The 19,293-nt window shown below is 69.1% G+C and carries 12 protein-coding genes; 6 read left to right on the top strand and 6 right to left on the bottom strand.

The window, feature by feature from the left end; genetic code table 11:
• The first annotated feature begins 19 nt into the window (after positions 1-19).
• Positions 20-772, top strand: coding sequence for an SDR family NAD(P)-dependent oxidoreductase (locus KY496_RS08485; RefSeq protein ID WP_219864486.1), 753 nt, complete (start codon positions 20-22; stop codon positions 770-772).
• Positions 773-944: 172 nt separating this feature from the next.
• On the opposite strand, the gene KY496_RS08480 is transcribed toward KY496_RS08485, so the two are convergent.
• The 3 genes from KY496_RS08480 to atzF form a co-directional block, all read right to left on the bottom strand.
• Positions 945-1,442: a hypothetical protein gene (locus KY496_RS08480; protein WP_005667070.1), complete on the bottom strand. Its 498-nt coding sequence runs from the start codon at positions 1,440-1,442 to the stop codon at positions 945-947.
• Positions 1,443-1,642: 200 nt separating this feature from the next.
• A complete protein-coding gene (uca, locus tag KY496_RS08475; RefSeq protein ID WP_219864485.1) occupies positions 1,643-5,248 on the bottom strand; it encodes an urea carboxylase in 3,606 nt (1,201 codons plus the stop codon).
• Between the two features lie 30 nt (positions 5,249-5,278).
• On the bottom strand, positions 5,279-7,084 hold the full coding sequence (gene atzF, locus KY496_RS08470; RefSeq protein WP_219864484.1) for an allophanate hydrolase: 1,806 nt from the start codon (positions 7,082-7,084) through the stop codon (positions 5,279-5,281).
• A gap of 224 nt (positions 7,085-7,308) precedes the next feature.
• Here atzF and urtA point away from each other — a divergent pair, with 224 nt between their 5' ends.
• From urtA to urtE, 5 genes are read left to right on the top strand one after another with little or no spacing between them, the layout of a single operon-like run.
• A complete protein-coding gene (urtA, locus tag KY496_RS08465) occupies positions 7,309-8,565 on the top strand; it encodes an urea ABC transporter substrate-binding protein (protein ID WP_219864483.1) in 1,257 nt (418 codons plus the stop codon).
• Between the two features lie 40 nt (positions 8,566-8,605).
• On the top strand, positions 8,606-10,189 hold the full coding sequence (urtB, locus tag KY496_RS08460) for an urea ABC transporter permease subunit UrtB (protein WP_229520477.1): 1,584 nt from the start codon (positions 8,606-8,608) through the stop codon (positions 10,187-10,189).
• Positions 10,186-11,295: an urea ABC transporter permease subunit UrtC gene (urtC, locus tag KY496_RS08455; protein WP_219864482.1), complete on the top strand. Its 1,110-nt coding sequence runs from the start codon at positions 10,186-10,188 to the stop codon at positions 11,293-11,295. The genes urtB and urtC overlap by 4 nt, the downstream gene beginning before the upstream one ends.
• Positions 11,292-12,071 (top strand): urea ABC transporter ATP-binding protein UrtD, encoded by a 780-nt coding sequence (gene urtD, locus KY496_RS08450; RefSeq protein WP_219864481.1) that lies wholly within the window; start codon positions 11,292-11,294, stop codon positions 12,069-12,071. Before urtC ends, urtD begins: the two co-directional genes overlap by 4 nt.
• Positions 12,072-12,076: 5 nt before the next feature.
• The gene (gene urtE, locus KY496_RS08445) at positions 12,077-12,775 is read left to right on the top strand and encodes an urea ABC transporter ATP-binding subunit UrtE (protein ID WP_184238949.1); all 699 of its coding nucleotides are present in this window, start codon (positions 12,077-12,079) and stop codon (positions 12,773-12,775) included.
• Here urtE and KY496_RS08440 read toward each other — a convergent pair.
• The 3 genes from KY496_RS08440 to KY496_RS08430 all read right to left on the bottom strand — a co-directional run bounded on the left by KY496_RS08440 (position 12,753) and on the right by KY496_RS08430 (position 19,289).
• On the bottom strand, positions 12,753-13,712 hold the full coding sequence (locus tag KY496_RS08440) for a DNA-binding response regulator (RefSeq protein ID WP_071362268.1): 960 nt from the start codon (positions 13,710-13,712) through the stop codon (positions 12,753-12,755). The genes urtE and KY496_RS08440 overlap by 23 nt on opposite strands.
• Positions 13,696-17,055, bottom strand: a complete 3,360-nt coding sequence (locus KY496_RS08435; RefSeq protein ID WP_219864480.1) for an ATP-binding protein — start codon at positions 17,053-17,055, stop codon at positions 13,696-13,698. Before KY496_RS08435 ends, KY496_RS08440 begins: the two co-directional genes overlap by 17 nt.
• 95 nt (positions 17,056-17,150) lie before the next feature.
• Entirely contained in the window at positions 17,151-19,289 is a 2,139-nt protein-coding gene (locus KY496_RS08430; RefSeq protein WP_219864479.1) for a TonB-dependent receptor, read from the bottom strand.
• Positions 19,290-19,293 lie beyond the last annotated feature (4 nt).

Below are 19,293 nucleotides of genomic sequence, written 5' to 3'. Positions count from 1 at the left end.
CTTCAGAAAGGACACTCTCATGGATCTCGGACTGCAAGGACGCAAGGTACTGGTCAGCGGCGGCTCGCGCGGCATCGGCCGCGCGATCGTCGAATGCTTTCTGGCCGAGGGCGCGCAGGTGGCGTTCTGCGCGCGCAATGCCGGCGGTGTGGCGGCGGCGCAGGACGCCTTCGGCGCGCGCGCTTGCGGCGCGGCGGTCGACGTCACCGATGCGGCCCAGGTGACGGCCTGGGTCGGGGAGGCGGCGCGCCGCATGGGCGGGCTGGACATCGTGGTGCCGAACGTCAGCGCGCTGGCCGGCGGCGACGACCTGGCCACCTGGCGGCGCGCCTTCGAGACAGACCTGCTCGGCACCGCGGCGATGGTCAAGGCGGCGCTGCCGCATCTGCAGGAGTCGGACGCGGCCTCGATCGTGCTGATCTCCAGCGTGTCGGGACGTGAGATCGACATGTTTGCCGAACCATACGGGGTGCTGAAGGCAGCGCTGACCCATTACGGAAAGACGCTGTCGACGCGGCACGCCGCCGATGGCATCCGTGTCAATACGGTTTCGCCTGGAAATGTGTATTTCGCCGATGGGGTATGGGGTGACATCAAGCGCAATCAGCCGGAAACCTTCGCCGCCTGCCTGGCCGCGAATCCGCTCGGCCGCATGGCGACGCCCGACGAGGTGGCGCGCGCCACGGTATTTCTTGCCAGCCCGGCGGCGGGATTCACGACCGGCACCAATCTGCTGGTTGACGGCGGGCTCACGCGTGGGGTGCAGTTCTGACGACAACACGCTATCCACCCATGCAATCGCCCCAGCTATCGTGCCAGCCAATGAGTGGCTATTCAAACCGTCAGGAAAACGAGCGGGAGGTAAAAAGAGCGCGATACATCCCGCTCTTTTTACCTTGTCCGTCATGACGCAGTATCAGCGCGGCTTGGCGCTGTTTCAGCGATCACTTCTGCTTGTAATAAACACGACCCGATAACCCGATCGTGCCGGCGCCGTTGGACAAGTCTTCGGTGCCGGTCAGGTAGCCGCCACCGGTTGCGCGAGCATAGGTGCCGGTGCCGCCGGTGATGGTGAAGGTGCCGCCGTTCATGACGTAGGCAGTGCCTGCGCCGGTGGGAACGAACTGGCCACCGTAGTTGGCGAAAATCTGGTCGCCGTTTGGATACAGCAGGACGAACTTGCCATTGCTGAAGGTGAATGTGGTGCCAGACTGGGCGAAGCAATCTCCGCCGACGAACGCGACCGGCGTTCCTTCGGCCGTCTCACCGTGGCCGGCAAGCTTGCCGCCGAGCGACGACGCACATTGCGGCGCAGGACCAACTTTTTCATTGAACACGCCCTTGATTTCAAGCGCCTTGACCACGTTGGGACCGGCCGAGGCCGAGAACGAAGCGGCCATCAGGACCAGGCTGGACAGGAGGCGGAGCGAGACGGTCTTCATTAAACTAGTTCCTTGGTTGTTAAAAAATTGTTAATGAAACATAGTAAGATAAGCGAAGAATTTTTTTTACGCGCACGATTCATTTTTTAACATTGTTGCGAGTTTTCCACGCTCAACCCATAGAAGACCTTATCCCCGGGGCCTGCGCCGGCGGGATTGGCTTTCGGTGCTCCGTCTTGCCGGAGCCGCCTCGCGTCGGGTCACGCCGCCACCCCCGCACAGGCATCGACCGGATCGAGCGCGAACAGCGCCTGCCCCGCATGCACCATCCTGCCGGCCCGGCAATACACGGCGGTGACCGTCCCCGCATGCGGCGCCTGCACCGAGAATTCCATCTTCATGGCCTCGAGGATGGCCACCACTTCTCCGGCCCGCACCGCCTGGCCTGGTTCCACCATCAGCTTCCACACATTCCCCGACATTTCCGCGGCGACCGTGGATCCCGCACCATCGGTCGATTCAGGCTGGTTCTCGTCCTCATGCGCCGCGCCGGCGCCCGCGTCGCCATGCCACAGCGCCACCTCGGCCGTGAACGCAGCCTGCTGACGCGCCTTGAAGACCGCGATCGCATCGGCATCCTCAGCCAGCCCGCGTTCGTGTTCATCCAGGTCGAATAGCGCGTCTTCGATCCGCACCTGGGCGCGCCCTGCGCGGAAGTCGTCGCGGAATCGCTCCAGCTCGGCCTCGCTCACCGGATAGAAGCGCACCCGGTCAAAGAAGCGTAGCAGCCACGGCTGGTCGCCGAACTGCCGGTTGTGCAGGAACTTGTTCCAGATCGGCACCGTGCGTCCGACCAGCTGGTAGCCGCCGGGCGAATCCATCCCGTAGATGCACATATAGATGCCGCCGATCCCCACCGTGCCTTCGGCGGTATGGGTGCGCGCCGGGTTGTACTTGGAGGTCAGGAGGCGGTGGCGCGGGTCGAGCGGCACCGCGCATGGGGCGCCCAGGTAGACGTCGCCCAGGCCCATCACCATGTAGCTGGCGTCGAATATCGCGTCGCGCACCATGTCGCGGCTGTCCAGCCCATTGATGCGCTGGATGAAATCGACGTTGTTCGGCAGCCAGGGCGCCTCGGCCTTGACCGTTTCGCGGTAGCGCGCGACGGCGCCGAGCGTCGCCGAATCCTCGAACGCCAGCGGCAGGTGCACGATGCGGCTCGGCACCCGCAGGCCGGCGACGTCGGGCAGTTGCGTCTCCAGCGCCATCAGGTGACCCAGCAGCGCGGCCTGCGCCAGCACCCGGCTGTCGTAGTGGATCTGCACCGAGCGCACGCCGGGCGACAGCTCCCGCACGCCCGGCAGGCGCAGGGCGGTCAGCGCCTCCATCAGCAGGTGCACGCGCAGCCGCGCGCGCAGGTCCAGCACGTTCGGGCCGTATTCGAGCAGGATGTACTTGTCGCCGGCCTGGCGGTAGGCCACCGCCGGGCGCGTGCCGCTGGCCGGTAGCGTGGCCAGTATGCAGCTCGACATGGCGGCCGGCGCTTGCATGGGCAGGCCGGGCAGGGGGCGAAGGTCTCGGATCGCGCCGTCCATGGCCAGTTCCAGCGCGAGCGCGTCGTCGAAGCCGATGCGCCGGAAGCGGATGGTGTCGCCCGGCTTGACCTGGCCCACCTTCCACAGCTCGGCGCGGGCGATCGTGACCGGGCACACGAAGCCGCCCAGGCTCGGCCCGTCGCAGGTGAGGATCACCGGCGTGTCGCCCGTAAAGTTGACGCTGCCGATCGCGTACACGCAGTCGTGCACGTTCGACGGGTGCAGGCCGGCCTCGCCGCCGTCGCTGCGCGTCCATTCCGGCTTCGGGCCGAGCAGGCGCACCCCCAGCCGGTTCGAGTTGTAGTGCACCTCGTAGTCGGTGGCGAAGAAGGTCGCGATGCTGTCCTCGGTGAAGAAATCCGGCGCGCCGTGCGGGCCGTACAGCACCCCAATGTCCCAGTGGCTGCCGTAGGCCGGCGCCAGTGCCGGCGCCAGCGCGCGCGGCGCGTCCAGTGGCGCCCCGGGCCGGCAGATCGGCAGCACGTCGCCCACGCCCAGCGTGCGCCCCGCGTGGCCGCCGAATTTTCCGAGGACGAAGGTCGACTTGCTGCCCAGGTAGTCGGGGATGTCGAGGCCGTGGCGCAGGGCGATGTAGCTGCGGCAGCCGCTCGCCGCGCGCCCCATGCGCAGCACCTGGCCGGCGCGCACCGCGACCGGCTGCCACCAGGCCAGCGGCGGGCCGTCGTCGAGGGTGGCCTCGGCAGTCGCGCCGGTCAGCGCGATCAGCGCGTCGCCGTGGAAGCGCAGCGTCGGGCCCTGCAGCGTGCATTCGAGGCCGGCCGCATCCTCGGGGTTGCCGACGATGCGGTTGGCCAGGCGAAACGCCAGGTCGTCCATCGGGCCCGAGGGCGGCACGCCGATGTCCCAGTAGCCGGCGCGGCCCGGGTAGTCCTGCACCGTGGTGTAGGTGCCGCCACTCAGCACCTCGACTAGTGGCGAGACATGGGTGTAGCGGTCGAGGAAGGCGGTCGATACCCGGCCTTCAATGAAGGCGCGGCTGGCCAGGATGCCGCGCAGGTAGTCGAGATTGGTGGCGCTGCCGTGCAGGCGGGTGGCGTCCAGCGCCGCCAGGAGCTTCTTGCGCGCATCCTCGCGGTCGGCGCCATGGGCGATGATCTTGGCGATCATGGGGTCGTAGTGCGCCGATACCTCGGTGCCGGTGCGTACCCAGGTGTCGACCCGCACGTGCTCCGGGAAAGCCACCTCGGTCAGCACGCCCGGCGCCGGCTGGAAGTCGCGCGCCGGGTTCTCGGCATACACCCGCACTTCGATCGCCGCGCCCTGCGGCGGCGCCAGGTCGTCTAACGAAGGCGGCTCGCCGGCGGCGATGCGGACCATCCATTCGACCAGGTCGAGGCTTGTTACGGCCTCGGTGATCGGGTGCTCGACCTGCAGGCGGGTGTTCACCTCCAGGAAGTAGAACGCGTCGCGCGCGCCGTCGTAGATGAATTCGACCGTGCCGGCCGAGACGTAGTCGACCGCCTGGCCCAGGCGCACGGCGGCGTCCAGCATGGCGGCGCGGGTGGCCGGCGGCAGGTGCGGGGCCGGGGTCTCCTCGATCACTTTCTGGTTGCGGCGCTGCACCGAGCAATCGCGCTCGCCCAGCGCCACGACCCGGCCGCGGCCATCGCCGAAGATCTGCACTTCGACGTGGCGGGCGTCGGCGACGAAGCGCTCGATGAACACGCCGCTGTCCTTGAAGAAGTTCTGGCCGAGGCGCTGCACCGAGGCGAAGGCCGCTTCCAGCTGCGCCTCGTCGTCGCAGCGCGACAGGCCGATGCCGCCGCCGCCTGCGGTGCTCTTGAGCATGACCGGATAGCCGATCTCCAGGGCGGCCGCGCGCGCCTGCTGGAAGTCCTGCAGCAGGCCGGTGCCGGGCGTGAGCGGCACCCCGGCCGCCGCCGCGATCTCGCGCGCGGTGTGCTTCAGGCCGAAGCGCCGCACCTGCTCGGGCGTCGGGCCGACGAACACGATGCCTGCCGCCGCGCACTGTTCGGCGAATGCGGTGTTCTCGGACAGGAAGCCGTAGCCCGGGATGATGGCCTGGGCGCCGCTGGCGCGTGCGATCTCGATGATGCGCTCGCCGCGCAGATAGCTCTCGGCGGCGCTGTCGCCACCCAGAGAAATAGCCACATCGGCGGCGGCGACGTGCAGGCTGTCGCGGTCGGCGTCCGAATGGACGGCGACCGAGCGGATACCCATTTTCTTGAGCGTGCGGGCGATGCGCACGGCGATTTCGCCGCGGTTGGCGATCAGGACGGTATGGAACATGGTGGCGTACTCCGGTCAGGTGGCGGTGGCTCAGCGGCGGGCGATATAGGCGCGCCAGCCTCCCAGCGCCGTGATGTCCTCGGCGCCGGCGGTGGCCCAGGCTTCGCACACGAAGCCCTGCACGCTGCGGCCATCGGCCAGCTCCAGCGTGCCGATGCCCAGCGGCGCCGGGATCAAGGCCACGAACGAGCCGAAGCGCTCGACCGGCATCGCCCACAGTTCGAGCGCGATCGGGGCGCCGTCGCCGGTGCGCACCAGGCCCGGCTTGGGCGGGACCGTGCCGGGCAGCGCGTACAGGCGGTAGGCGGGCGAGGTGTGGGCGGTCTCCAGCAATACCGCACCGCGTTCGGCCAGTTGCCAGTTGAGCGGCATGCCCGACAGGTGCGCGCCGACCACCGCGACCACGACCTGTCCTTCGAGCGCCGGCGCCGCCGGCAGGGGCAGCGGCCGCTTCGACGCCCCGCGCAGCCAGGGCGAGGCCGCCTGCCAGCGCCGGCCGAACTCCAGCAGGCGCGCCTCGTGCCAGCCGGGGGCGATCAGGGTGAGGCCGGCCGGCAGGCCGTCGGCGCGCATCCCGGCCGGCACCGCGATCGCGCTCCAGTCCAGCAGGTTGACGAAATTGGTGTACACGCCCATGCGCGAATTCAGGGCCACCGGGTCGGCCAACACGTCCGCGATCGTGGGGATGGTGGGCGCGGTCGGCACCAGCAGGCCGTCGAGGCCCGCCATCAGGGCTTCGGCCTGGCGCGCCAGCGCCATGCGCCGGTATTCGGCCTGGTAGGCGTCGACCGCGCTGAAACCGGTGGCCCTGGCGACGATGGCGCGCACGGTCGGATGCACCGACTCGGGATGGTCTTGCATCAGGCTTTCGATCGCGGCGTAGCGCTCGCCCACCCATGGCCCTTCGTAGAGCAGCGCGGCCGTCTCGAACAGCGGGCTAAAGTCGACCGGCTTGAGTTCCACGCCATCGGCTTCGAGGCGCCGCAGCGCGTCTTCGTGCGCCTGGCGCGCGTGGCTGTCGCCGAACCAGTCGGGATCGAGCGGCACGCCCAGCACCGGCCGCGCCGGCCACGCCGCCGGGCGTGGCGGCGCGCGGCGCGAATAGGGATCGTCGGCGTCGTAGCCGGCCATGACGCGCAGCGCCGCGGCGGCGTCGTCCACGCCGAGGGCCAGCACGGTGATGCAGTCGAGCGAGCGGCAGGCCGGGACCAGGCCGCGGGTGGACACCAGTCCGCGCGTCGGCTTCAAGCCCACCAGGTTGTTGTGGCCGGCCGGGACCCGGCCCGAGCCGGCGGTGTCGGTGCCGAGCGCGAACGGCACCAGGCCGCGCGCCACGACCGAGGCCGAGCCCGAACTCGAGCCGCCGCTGATGTAGGCAGGATCGAAGGCGTTGGGCACCGCGCCATGGGGCGAGCGGGTGCCCACCAGGCCGGTGGCGAACTGGTCGAGGTTGGTCTTGCCGATCACCACCGCGCCGGCCGCTTCCAGGCGCTCGACGACGGCGGCGCTGGCCTCGGGCCGGTAGGCGAAATCGGGGCAGGCGCAGGTGGTCGGCAGGCCGGCCACGTCGATATTGTCCTTGACCGCGAACGGCACGCCGTACAGCGGAAGACGGTCGTCCCCTGCCGCTTCACGCTGCTGCGTTAGCCGTTCCAGGCGCGCGGCGAGCGCGGCGTGGCCCAGGCGGCTGATCCAGGCCGGGTCAGCGTCGTCCAGGGCCGCAACCAGCGGCGCCAGCAGCGCGGAGGGATCGGCGCCGTCGCGGTAGGCGGCGGCCCAGTCGGCCAGCGTCCAGAACGCGGTGGAAAGGGGAGGAGCACTCGGGTGTTTGTCCATGGTATGCGTGTGGGGTTGGCGATCGGTTGCGGGAACGCTGTGCGCTGCCTCGTCAGTATCCCGGGCCGGCCGCGCGGGCTCAATACGCTAAGTGACGTAGATAAGTGACGTAGATAAGTGACGTAGATCGGCGCCGGTCGCGCCACTACGTCAGTTGACGTATGGGCGGGGCTGGTGCGCCTCGCTAAGCTTTTCGCATTCCTCATCCACCAGGAGCACTTCCCATGCAACAGCGCCGCCGTTTCATCGCCAGCCTGACCCGCATCGCCGCCGCCACCGCCGTGCTGGGCGGCAGCCTGCCGGCCATGGCCGCCGACACCATCAAGGTCGGCATCCTGCATTCGCTGTCCGGCACCATGGCGATCTCGGAAACCACGCTCAAGGACGTGGCCTTGATGGCCATCGAGGAAATCAATGCCAAGGGCGGGGTGCTGGGCCGCAAGCTCGAGCCGGTGGTGGTCGACCCGGCCTCGAACTGGCCGCTGTTCGCCGAGAAGGCGCGCCAGCTGATCGCCAAGGACAAGGTGGCCGCGGTGTTCGGCTGCTGGACCTCGGTGTCGCGCAAGTCGGTGCTGCCGGTGTTCAAGGAACTCAATGGCCTGCTGTTCTACCCCGTGCAGTACGAAGGCGAAGAGCTCGAGAAGAATGTGTTCTACACCGGCGCCGCGCCCAACCAGCAGGCGATTCCCGCGGTCGAATACCTGATGAGCAAGGACGGCGGTGGGGCGCGCCGCTTCGTCCTGCTCGGCACCGATTATGTGTATCCGCGCACCACCAACAAGATCCTGCGCGCTTTCCTGAAAAGCAAAGGGGTGAAGGACAGCGACATCCAGGAAGCCTACACGCCGTTCGGCCATGCCGACTACCAGACGATCGTCGCCAACATCAAGAAGTTCTCGGCCGGCGGCAAGACCGCCGTGATCTCGACCATCAACGGCGACTCCAACGTCCCGTTCTACAAGGAGCTGGGCAACGCCGGCCTGAAGGCGACCGAGGTGCCGGTGGTGGCGTTCTCGGTCGGCGAGGAAGAGCTGCGCGGCGTCGATACCCGGCCGCTGGTCGGCCACCTGGCGGCCTGGAACTACTTCGGGTCGGTGAAGAACCCGGTCAACGTCGACTTCACCAGAAAGTGGCGCGCCTACGCGGCCGCTAGGAAGCTGCCGAACGCGGACAAGGCGGTCACCAACGACCCGATGGAAGCGACCTATGTCGGCATCCACATGTGGGCGCAGGCGGTCGAGAAGGCGAAGTCGGTCGACACCGACAAGGTGATCGCGGCCATGGCGGGCCAGTCGTTCAAGGCGCCGTCCGGCTTCACGCTGACCATGGATGCGAGCAACCATCACCTGCACAAGCCGGTGATGATCGGCGAGATCAGGGCCGACGGCCAGTTCAACGTGGTCTGGAAGAGCAAGGCGCCGATCCGCGCCCAGCCCTGGAGCCCCTATATCAAGGGCAACGAGAGCAAACAGAAGCTGTGACCGGCGCCGACTTTCAACGCCGAGACCGGGGAGAAGCCGCATGATGGTTCACCTGCTACGCGCACTGCTGGGCGCTGCCGCATTCTGGCTCTGGCTGGCGGCCGGCGCCGCCCTGGCCGCGCCGGCCGGCGTGGCGCCGGCGCTGCTGCAGCCGCTGGCCGGCGACGATCCCGACGCCCGGGTCGAGGCGGTGGCGGCGCTCGGCGCGCTGGCGACGCCGCAGGCGGCGGCGCTGCTGCGCGCACTGCAGGACGACGCCCTGTACGCCACCGCGGACGGCCAGGTCGGCATCGCCGGCCCGCAGGGCGAGCTGCCCGAGGGCGCCGAGACGATCGTCGTCAACAACCGCCTGCGCACCGCCATCGCGGCGGCGCTGTCCGGCATGGACCTGATGGCCCCGCAGGGCGCGCGGCGGCTGGCGGCGGCGCGCGCCATGCTCGCCGCCGAGCCCGACCCGGCCCAGCTGCCGCTGGCGCGGCGCGCCCTGGCCGCCGAAACCGACGACGCGGTGCGCGCGCTGCTGGCGCTGCTGGTGGCGCGCGCCGCCCTGGGCGCGGACGATCCGGCGCAGCGCCGCCTCGCCGCGCAGCAGCTGGGAGAGCTGGGCGGCGCCGCCCAGCGTCCGCTGCTGCAGGCGCTGCTGGAGCCGGGCGCCGAGCCGATTGATGCGGTGCGGGTCGCCGCAGCCCGGGCGCTGGGCGCGCTCGACGGCCGCCAGCGCCGCGCCGACCTGGCCGGTCACCTGTTCCAGGGGCTGTCGCTGGGCAGCGTGCTGCTGCTGGTGGCGCTCGGGCTGGCCATCACCTTCGGACTGATGGGCGTGATCAATATGGCGCACGGCGAACTGCTGATGATCGGCGCCTACACGACCTGGCTGGTGCAGACCTTGTTCCGGCGCTACCTGCCGGACGCGCTCGATCTGTACCTGCTGGCGGCGTTGCCGGCCGCTTTCGCGGTGGCGGCCCTGGCCGGCATGGCGATCGAGCGCACTGTGATCCGCTGGCTGTATGGCCGTCCGCTGGAAACCCTGCTCGCCACCTGGGGCATCAGCCTGGTGCTGATGCAAGGGGTGCGCACGCTGTTCGGGGCGCAGAACGTCGAGGTGGCCAATCCGGCCTGGATGTCGGGCGGGGTGACGGTGCTCGGCTCGCTGGTGCTGCCCTACAACCGCATCGCCATCATCGTGTTCGCGATCCTGGTGACGGCCGCCGTCTGGCTGCTGCTCAATGCCACCCGGCTCGGGCTGTTCGTGCGCGCCGTGATGCAGAACCGCCGCATGGCCGACTGCGTCGGCGTGCCGACCGGACGCATCGACATGCTGACCTTCGGCCTGGGTTCCGGCATCGCCGGCCTGGGCGGCGTGGCGCTGTCGCAGCTGGGCAACGTCGGCCCCGACCTGGGCCAGGCCTACATCATCGATTCGTTCATGGTGGTGGTGCTGGGCGGCGTCGGCCAGCTGGCCGGCACCGTGATCGCGGCGCTCGGCCTGGGCGAATTGAACAAGCTGCTGGAGCCGCTCGCCGGCGCCGTGCCGGCCAAGATCGGCATCCTGGTGTTCATCGTCGTCTTCATCCAGCTGCGGCCGCAGGGACTGTTCGCCCTCAAGGGAAGGAGCGTGGAATGACGAAGCCGAGGACCTTCACGGGCACATTGATCGCCGCGCTGGCGCTGCTGGCGGCGCTGCTGCCGGTGCTGCACCTGGCGTTCCCGCCCGAGCATGCGCTGCACGTCTCCGGCTATACGCTGGCGCTGGTCGGCAAGTTCATGTGCTACGCGCTGGCCGCGCTGGCGCTCGACCTGGTGTGGGGTTACACCGGCATCCTGTCGCTGGGCCACGCGCTGTTCTTCGCGCTGGGCGCCTACGCCCACGGCATGTACCTGATGCGTGCGATCGGCCGCGACGGCGTGTACGGCAGCGCGCTGCCCGACTTCATGGTCTTTCTGGACTGGCAGGAACTGCCCTGGTTCTGGGCCATGACCGACAGCTTCTGGTACTGCATGGCGCTGGTGGTGCTGGTGCCGGGTGTGCTGGCCTTCGTGTTCGGCTACTTCGCCTTCCGCTCGCGCATCAAGGGCGTGTATTTCTCGATCATCACCCAGGCCCTGGCGTATGCCGGCATGCTGCTGTTCTTCCGCAACGATACCGGCTTCGGCGGCAACAACGGCTTTACCGACTTTCGGCGTATCCTGGGCTACGACATCACGGCGCCAGGCACCCGCGCCGCGCTGTACCTGGCCACATTGGCCTTCCTGGTCGGCGCGCTGTGCCTGTGCCGCTGGCTGGTCGCCTCGCGCCTGGGCCGCATATTGCAGGGTGTGCGCGACGCCGAGCCGCGCCTGATGTTCCTGGGCTACGACCCCTTGTGGTTCAAGCTGTTCGTGTGGACCCTGTCGGCGGTATTGTGCGGCATCGCCGGCGCGCTGTACGTGCCGCAGGTCGGCATCGTCAATCCGTCCGAGATGTCGCCGGCGAACTCGATCGAGATGGTGATCTGGGTGGCGGTGGGCGGGCGCGGCACGCTGCTGGGGGCGATCCTGGGCGCATTCACCGTGAATGGCCTCAAGAGCTGGTTCACCGCCGCCTTTCCCGACCTGTGGCTGTTCGCGCTCGGCCTGCTGTTCATCCTGGTCACGCTCCTGATGCCGAAGGGCCTGCTCGGACTGCGCCTTCCGCGCCGGCGGCCGGCGCCGGCCGCGCACGAGGCGCCAACACTGGAGGAAGCGGCATGAGAGTCGCCCATGACGACACATTAGATGCCAGCCACGGCGCCATCCTGTACCTGGAGGATGTGAGCGTCAGCTTCGATGGCTTTCGCGCCCTGAACCGGCTGACGCTCGACATCTCGGTGGGCGAGCTGCGCTGCATCATCGGTCCCAATGGCGCCGGCAAGACGACGATGATGGACGTCATCACCGGCAAGACGCGACCGGGTTCGGGGCGCGTGTGGTTCGGCCAGCGCCACGACCTGGCCCTGCTCAGCGAACACCAGATCGCGCGCGCCGGCATCGGCCGCAAGTTCCAGCGCCCGACCGTGTTCGAATCGCATACGGTGTTCGAGAACCTGGAGCTGGCGCTCAGGATGGACAAGCGGGTGCGCGCCTGCCTGTTCGCGCGGCTCGACGGCGAACAGCGCGACCGCATCGGCGCGGTGCTGCGCCAGACCCGCCTCGAGGATCACGCCTGGCGTGCGGCCGGCCTGCTGTCGCACGGCCAGAAGCAGTGGCTCGAGATCGGCATGTTGCTGATCCAGGAGCCGGCCCTGATCCTGCTCGACGAGCCGGTGGCCGGCATGTCTGATGCCGAGACCGCGCGCACCGCCGAACTGCTCGACGAACTGCGCGGACGGCACTCGATCATGGTGGTGGAGCACGACATGGGCTTCGTCGCCGAGATCGCGCGCCAGGGCAAGGTCACGGTGCTGCACGAAGGCGCGGTGCTGGCCGAAGGCCGCATGGACGAAGTGCAGGCCGACGAACGTGTGATCGAAGTCTACCTGGGACGCTGACCATGATGCTGCAAGCCGATGACCTGAACCAGTACTACGGTTCTTCGCACACCCTGCGCGGCGTGTCGCTGGCGCTCGAGCAGGGCCAGTGCCTGGCCCTGCTGGGCCGCAACGGCGTGGGCAAGACCACGCTGCTCAAGTGCCTGATGGGCGTGCTGCCTGTTGCCTCCGGACGAGTCCGGCTTGCAGGCCGCGACGTCACGCGCCTCAGCCCGCACGCGCGCGCCGCCGCCGGCATCGCCTATGTGCCGCAGGGGCGCGAGATCTTCGCGCGCCTGACGGTGGAAGAGAACCTGCGCATGGGCATGGCCGGCCTGCCGGGCCGCGCGGCACGGCATATCGATCCCGAGGTCTACGCCCTGTTCCCGGTGCTGAAGGACATGCTGCGGCGGCGCGGGGGCGACCTGTCGGGCGGCCAGCAGCAGCAGCTGGCAATCGCGCGCGCGCTGCTGCAACGCCCGCGCCTGTTGATCCTCGACGAGCCGACCGAGGGCATCCAGCCGTCGATCATCAAGGACATCGAGCGCGTGATAGGCCTGCTGCGCGCGCGCGGCGACATGGCGATCCTGCTGTGCGAGCAGTACTTCGACTTCGCCCATGCGCTGGCCGACCGCTACCTGGTGCTGTCGCGCGGCGCGGTGGTCGCGGCCGGCGCGCGCGCGACCATGGACAGCGACGAGGTCAGGCGGCACCTGGCGGTCTAGCGGACCGTCCTGCCGCCGCCGGACGCGACATCGCGAGCGAGGCCGCCGCCGTGCGGGTCTCGACGCCGAGCTTGGCGAAGACATGCTCGAGATGCTTGTTCACGGTGCGCGGACTGGTGCCGAGGATGTCGCCGATGTCGCGGTTGGTCTTGCCCTTGCTGACCCAGTGCAGCACCTCGGCTTCGCGCCGGGTCAGCGTGAATCCGGCCATCAGGCCCTGGACCTGGGCGGCGTCGGACTCCTCGCGCAGCACCATCGAGTAGCAGCCGCCGTCGAGCGCTTCGGCCAGCTCGAAGCCGAGGCGGCGCGTGCCTTGCGCCAGCACCAGCGGCGCCGGTTCCTGTCCCTGTTCGCGGGCGGCGACCGCCTCGCGCAGCCAGAGCGCCACGCGCGCCGGCATGCCGGCCCCGGCGCCCTCCGGGAACCAGGCCTGCAGCCACTGGCGCGCCAGCGGCGTCTGCCATGCGATGCGGCCGTCCAGGCCGGCCACCAGCACCGCGTGACCGAAGGCGTCGAGCGCGCTGCGCGCCTGGGTGACCAGGCTGGCGGTGCGCATGTGGGCGCCGATGCGGGCCAGCACTTCGCTCTGGCGCACCGGCTTGGTCACGTAGTCGGCGACGCCGGCCTGGAATGCGGCGAGGATGTGTTCGTCCTCGGTGAGGCCGGTCATGAACACCACGGGAATGGCGCGCGTGCGCAGGTCGGCCTTGAGCTGGCGGCAGACCTCGAAGCCATCCATGCCGGGCATCACGGCGTCGAGCAGCACGATGTCGGGCACCAGCGCGCGCGCCCGCTCCAGCGCAGTGGCGCCGTTGTTGGCCACCACCACCGCGTAGCCCGATTCGTCCAGCGCATCGTGCAGCACGGCGAGGTTGTCGGGGACGTCGTCCACCACCAGCACCACCGGGCCCGGTGGTCGTTCAATCGTTTGCGGCATGGGATTCTCCGGTGTCGATCAGGCGTGTCATGGCGTCGAGGTCGAGGCGGGCCGCATGCCCGCGCATCAGCTCGACGAAGTCGTGGTGCGCCGCGCCGAGCGCGGCGAGGCGATCCAGTTCGGCGCGGATACCGCGCACGTAGCCGGCCGCGAGCTGGGCGCGCAGCGCGGCCAGTGCGCCAGGCGCAGGCAGGCGAGGCGAGGCGCCTGCGGTCGCGGGTGCGGGTGCGGGTGCGGGGGCGGCGCCGAGCCAGTCGAGCCGCAGGCGCCGTCCGATCCAGTCGAGCAGCTCGTCGACCTGGACCGGCTTGGTGAAGAAATCGTCGGCGCCGATGCCGGCCGGATTCGGCAAGCCCTTGTCGTAGGCGTTGGCCGAGACGATCGCGATCGGGGCCAGGCATCCGTGCTCGGTGCGCAGCAGGTGGCTGGTCTCCCAGCCGTCGATGCCCGGCATGGCGAGATCCATCAGGATCAGGTCGGGGGCGAAGCCGGCCTGGTGCTGCAGGCATTCGGCGCCCGATGCCGCCTGGCCGACCACGAAGCCCAAAGGCGCCAGCAACTGGACCAGGAATTCGCGATCGTTGCGCTCGTTGTCCACCACCAGGATGCGGCGCCGGGCGCCGGCATAGCCGTGGCGCCGCGCCGGGCCGCCAGTTGGACTGTGCGCCTCGCCATGCACGCGCGGCAGGAGCAGGCGCACCGCGAACACGCTGCCGCCGCCGGCGCTTGGCCGCAGCGTCAGTTCGCCGCCCATCAACTCGGTGAGCAGCTTGCTGATGGGCAGGCCCAGTCCGGTGCCGGCGCTGTCGCCGGCATTGCCCGCGCTGCCGCGCGTGAACGGCTCGAAGATGCTTTCCACCTCTTCGGGCAGGATGCCGGGCCCGGAATCCTCGACCTCGAAGTACGCCATGTCGCGCGCATAGCGCAGGCGGAATGTGATCGCGCCGCGCGCCGTAAACTTGACCGCGTTACCGAGGAGATTGATCAGGATCTGGCTGAGCCGCTTGCGGTCGGCCCGTACCAGCGGCGGCAGCATGCCGTCGCATTCATGGACGAAGGCCAGGCCCTTGCCGGCGGCCTGCTGCTCGAACATGCGCACCAGCTGGCCGATGAAAGCGCCGAACCGCAGCGGGCGCAGGTCGATGCTGAGCTTGCCGCCCTCGATGCGCGCGATATCGAGCGTTCCCTCGATCAGCGACAGCAGGTGTTCGCCGCTGCCGCGGATTACCCGGATCGCCTGGCGGCGGTGCTCGGGAATGGATGGATCGTCGTCGAGCAGCTGGGCGTAGCCGAGGATGCTGTTGAGCGGGGTGCGGATCTCATGGCTGATGCCGGCGATGTAGCGGCTCTTGGCCTGGTTGGCCTGGTCGGCCTGTTTCTTGGCCTGCTGCGCTTCTTCCTGCGCCACGCGCCGGCTCTGGCTGTTGAGCACCAGCCACCAGGCGATGATGGCGCTGACCAGCAGCAGCGCGCCGAACAGCTTCACGAACGCCAGTTGCAGCGGCGCCAGCAGGCGGACGTCGCCGCTCCTGGTCAGGGCGGCTGCCTCGTGCAGGTAGAGCGTGCCGAGGAGGGCGCCCAGGAACAGCACGGTGACCGTCATCAATAACAGGTAGTGACCGAGCCCGCCGCCCAGGTAGGGCCAGCTGGCGCGCGGCAGGAGCCAGCGCATGGCCGCTTGCCACTGCACCGCGATGCGCGCCTGGGGCTTGCAGGCGTCGTCGCAGCGGGCATCGAGGCAGCAGCACAGCGAGCAGATCGCGCCGCCGTAGGCCGGGCACTGGGCCATGTCCTCCGGCTCGTATTCCTTCTCGCAGATGCTGCACACGGTGCTGCGCGGCGGGTCGGTATGCGGCTGGCGCGCCATGTAGTAGCGGCCGCGGGTGGCGTGGGCGATCAGGGGCGCCGCCACAAAGGCGGTGGCGAGGGCGATGAAGGCCGAGAAGGCCTGGGCGACCGCGCCGAACAGGCCGCCGAAGGCGGCGATCGACAGGATCGAGGCCAGTAGCATGGCGCCGACGCCCACCGGATTGATGTCATACAGGTAGGCGCGCCGGAACTCGATGCCGGGCGGGCTCAGGCCGAGCGGCTTGTTGACCACCAGGTCGGCCACCACCGCGGCGATCCAGGCGATGGCGACGTTCGAGAACAGGGCCAGCACCAGGTCGAGCGCCTGGAACACGTCCATTTCCATCAGCAGCACCGCGATCAGGGCATTGAAGCAGGCCCAGACCACGCGCCCTGGATGGCTGTGGGTCAGGCGCGCGAAGAAGTTCGACCACGCCAGCGAGCCGGCATAGGCGTTGGTCATGTTGATCTTGATCTGCGAGACCACGACGAACAGCACGGTCGCCAGCAGCGCCGCGCCATGGCTGTCGAAGAACTCCCCGAAGCCGGCCAGGTACATATGGGTGGGATTGACGGCCTCGGCCAGGCTGGCGCCGCCCTCGATCGCCAGCAGCGCCAGCAGCGCGCCGGCCAGCATCTTGAGGATGCCCAGCACGATCCAGCCGGGACCGGCGACCAGCACGCCCAGGTGCCAGCCGAGTGTGGGCTTGCTTTGAGGCGGCATGAAGCGCAGGAAGTCGACCTGTTCGCCGATCTGGGTGATCAGGGCCACGCCGACGGCGGTCGCGGCACCAAAAGCGAGCATGTCGAAGCCGCCATGGCCGCCCTGTGCACCGCCGAAGTGCAGCAGCTCGGCCGGCAACTCCGGGCGCTTCACCAGGATCGCGATGAAGGGCAGGGCCATCAGCCCGAGCCAGAGCGGCTGGGTCAGCATCTGGATGCGGCTGATCAGGGTCACGCCATGCGTCACCAGCGGCACCACCACCAGCGCGCTGGCCAGGTAGCCGAGCCACAGGGGCAGGCCGAAGTACAGTTCGAGCGCATAGGCCATGATGGCCGCTTCCAGCGCGAACAGGATGAAGGTGAACGAGGCGTAGACGAAGGACGAGACGGTCGAGCCGATATAGCCGAAGCCGGCGCCGCGCGTGAGCAGGTCCATGTCGACGCCGTGGCGCGCCGCATAGTAGCTGATCGGCAGGCCGGTCAGGAAGATGATCAGCCCCACCGCCAGGATCGCCCAGAAGGCGTTGATGAAACCGTACTGCAGGGCGATGGTGCCGCCGATCGCTTCGAGCACCAGGAAGGAGATGGCGCCGAAGGCGGTATTGGCGACCCGGAACACCGACCATTTGCGAAATGCGCGCGGGGTAAAGCGCAACGCATAATCCTCGATGGTCTCGTCGGCGACCCAGGTATTGTAGTCGCGCCGGATCTTGACGATGCGCTGGACCGGCTGGGCGCCCGGCTTGCCGGGGTGTGGGGCGGATGCGCTCATGGGCGGAGGAATGGTGGGTTCTCCAACCCGGAACGCAATTTATGTGCCAGAACCCGGGCTACGGCCCGCCACGCGCCCGCTTCTTTATCGCCGCGTCAGAAGAAATACCGCAGCGATGCACCGCCGCTGGCCTCTGGCACCGTGGTGACCACCAGTCCGGCCGCCGTGCCATAGGCGATGTCGCTGGCGAACTTGTGCGGCTGCAGCGTCGCGAACAGCGCACCCTGGAACTTGCCGATGTCATAGGTCGCCTTGACGTCGTAACGCACATAGGTCGGCATATCGCGTTCGTACAAGGGCGTGCCCATGTAGTAGGGATTGCCGGCCGTGACATACACGTCGCCGGCCAGCGTCAGGCGGCCCGGTCCCAGTGCGCTGCGGTACTGCACGCCGGCCTTCCAGGTATGCTCCGGCACCGACAGGTGGGCGCCGGCGCCGGGCGCCGGGTTGTCCAGGCGCGCGCGCAGGATGCGGCCATAGTTCAGGTAAGTGCTGAAGGCGCTGCTGAACTGGTAGCGCAGGTCGAGTTCGACGCCGCGGCGGGTGGTCTGGCCCGAGGCCACGAACACGTCGGGCGCGGTGTTGACGATCTCGTCGTCGTTCTGGATGGTGTAGAACGCGCCGGACACGCTCAGGCCGTCGAGCGGCCTGGCGTTGAACCCGACATCGTGCGAGCGGACCCGGCTCGGATCGATGCCGGCGTTGATGCGTCCGCCCGCAGCGCCCAACGGTCCCAGGCTGCCGCTGGTGCTGATCTGCTCGGCGGCCGGCGAGCGAAAGCCCTGCGCGATATTGGCGTACAGTTCCAGGTCGGGCGCGACGATCCAGATCGCGCCGTACTTCGGCGTGATCACCGAACCCTTGTAGCCGGTCGACGCGGCCGGCAGCTTGAGGTTGACCAGGTCGTAGTCGAAACGGTCGTAACGCGCGCCGCCATGCAGCTTGACGGTGGGCAGTACCCGGTACTGGCCCTGCACGAACACGCCGTAGGTCAGCAGGTCCAGGTCCTGGTTGTTGACGTAGTTGGCGGTCGGCTGGCGTTCGCGGTACTGCTGGCGATACGCGTCGCCCTTGTCCTTGCGCGCCTCGGCGCCCAGCGTCAGCACGGCGGCGTCGCCGAAGGTCCAGGTATTGCCGCCGCGCGCGCCGTAGATGCCGCGATCGTCGTAGCCGTAGGTGTGCTGGGTGGTGCTGGTCTGGATCGCGCGGCTGCGCTCGAAGTCCTCGGCGTAGGCGGTGGCGAACCAGCCGGCCTCGCCCGATGCCGGGCGGCGGTTGAACACCAGGGTCTTGCGCTGCGCGGCGCCGAAGCCGGGCAGGTCGTACATCGTCGAATGCGGGTCGAGGCCGGCTTCCATGGCCGGCAGCGACAGGTAGCCGGCGCCGGCGAAGTCGGACTTGTAGTACGTGGCGCGCAGGCTGTAGACGCCGTCGCCGATCGTGGTCGACAGTTTCCAGAACAGGTTGCTGCGATCGGTAAAGGCGCCGTGGCGGAAGCCATCGAGGCTGTAGCGGTCGGCCACGACCAGCGAGCGCAGCTTGCCATGCTCGCTCGAGAGCACCAGCGAGCCACGCCGCCCGCCATAGCTTTCCACGGTCACGGTGGCGCTCGAGGGCGTGGCGGCGCCGCCTTCGCGGGTACGGATCGCCACCGCGCCGGCGCGGTTCTGGTCGCCAAACAGCGCCGAGACCGGTCCCTTGATGACGTCGATCGTGTCGATCATGTCGCCGGTCATCCACTCGAGAAATGCCGGGCCGTGGCCGGCGCCGCCCTGGCTCGACGGGATGTTCTGCGGCACGCCGTCGATGTAGATCGCGGTGTCGGCGCCGTGCGTGCCCTGGGTGGCGAAGCCGCGCATGCGAAACCCGTTGCCGGTGTCGCCCTGGTCGATATTGTTGGCGACCACGCCCGGCACGCGCCGGAACACGTTCGAAATATCGCGTCCGATGTCCAGCGTGGCGAGATCTTCCGACGTCACCGTGGTGACGCCGCCGGGCAGCGACCTGGCGCCGGTGCCAGGCGCCAGGCGCTCGTCCTCGCTGCGCTGCCCCTTGACTTCGACGACCTGGGCCGGGTCGGCGGATGCGGCGGCGGCCATGTCTTCCGCCAGCGCCGGCGCGGCCAGCGCGCAGGTGAGCATGACGGCATGCGGAATCGCGCGCACGTGCAGATTGAGGTCGTTGACGACGGTGCGCTCGCCGTAGCGTTTGGTCAGGTGGTCGATTCTGATCATAGGG

It is taken from the genome of Massilia sp. NP310 (genome assembly GCF_019443485.1).
Classification (GTDB): domain Bacteria; phylum Pseudomonadota; class Gammaproteobacteria; order Burkholderiales; family Burkholderiaceae_D; genus Telluria; species Telluria timonae.
Note: the sequence above shows the minus strand (reverse complement) of the source record. Positions and strands in the feature narration are given on the sequence as shown.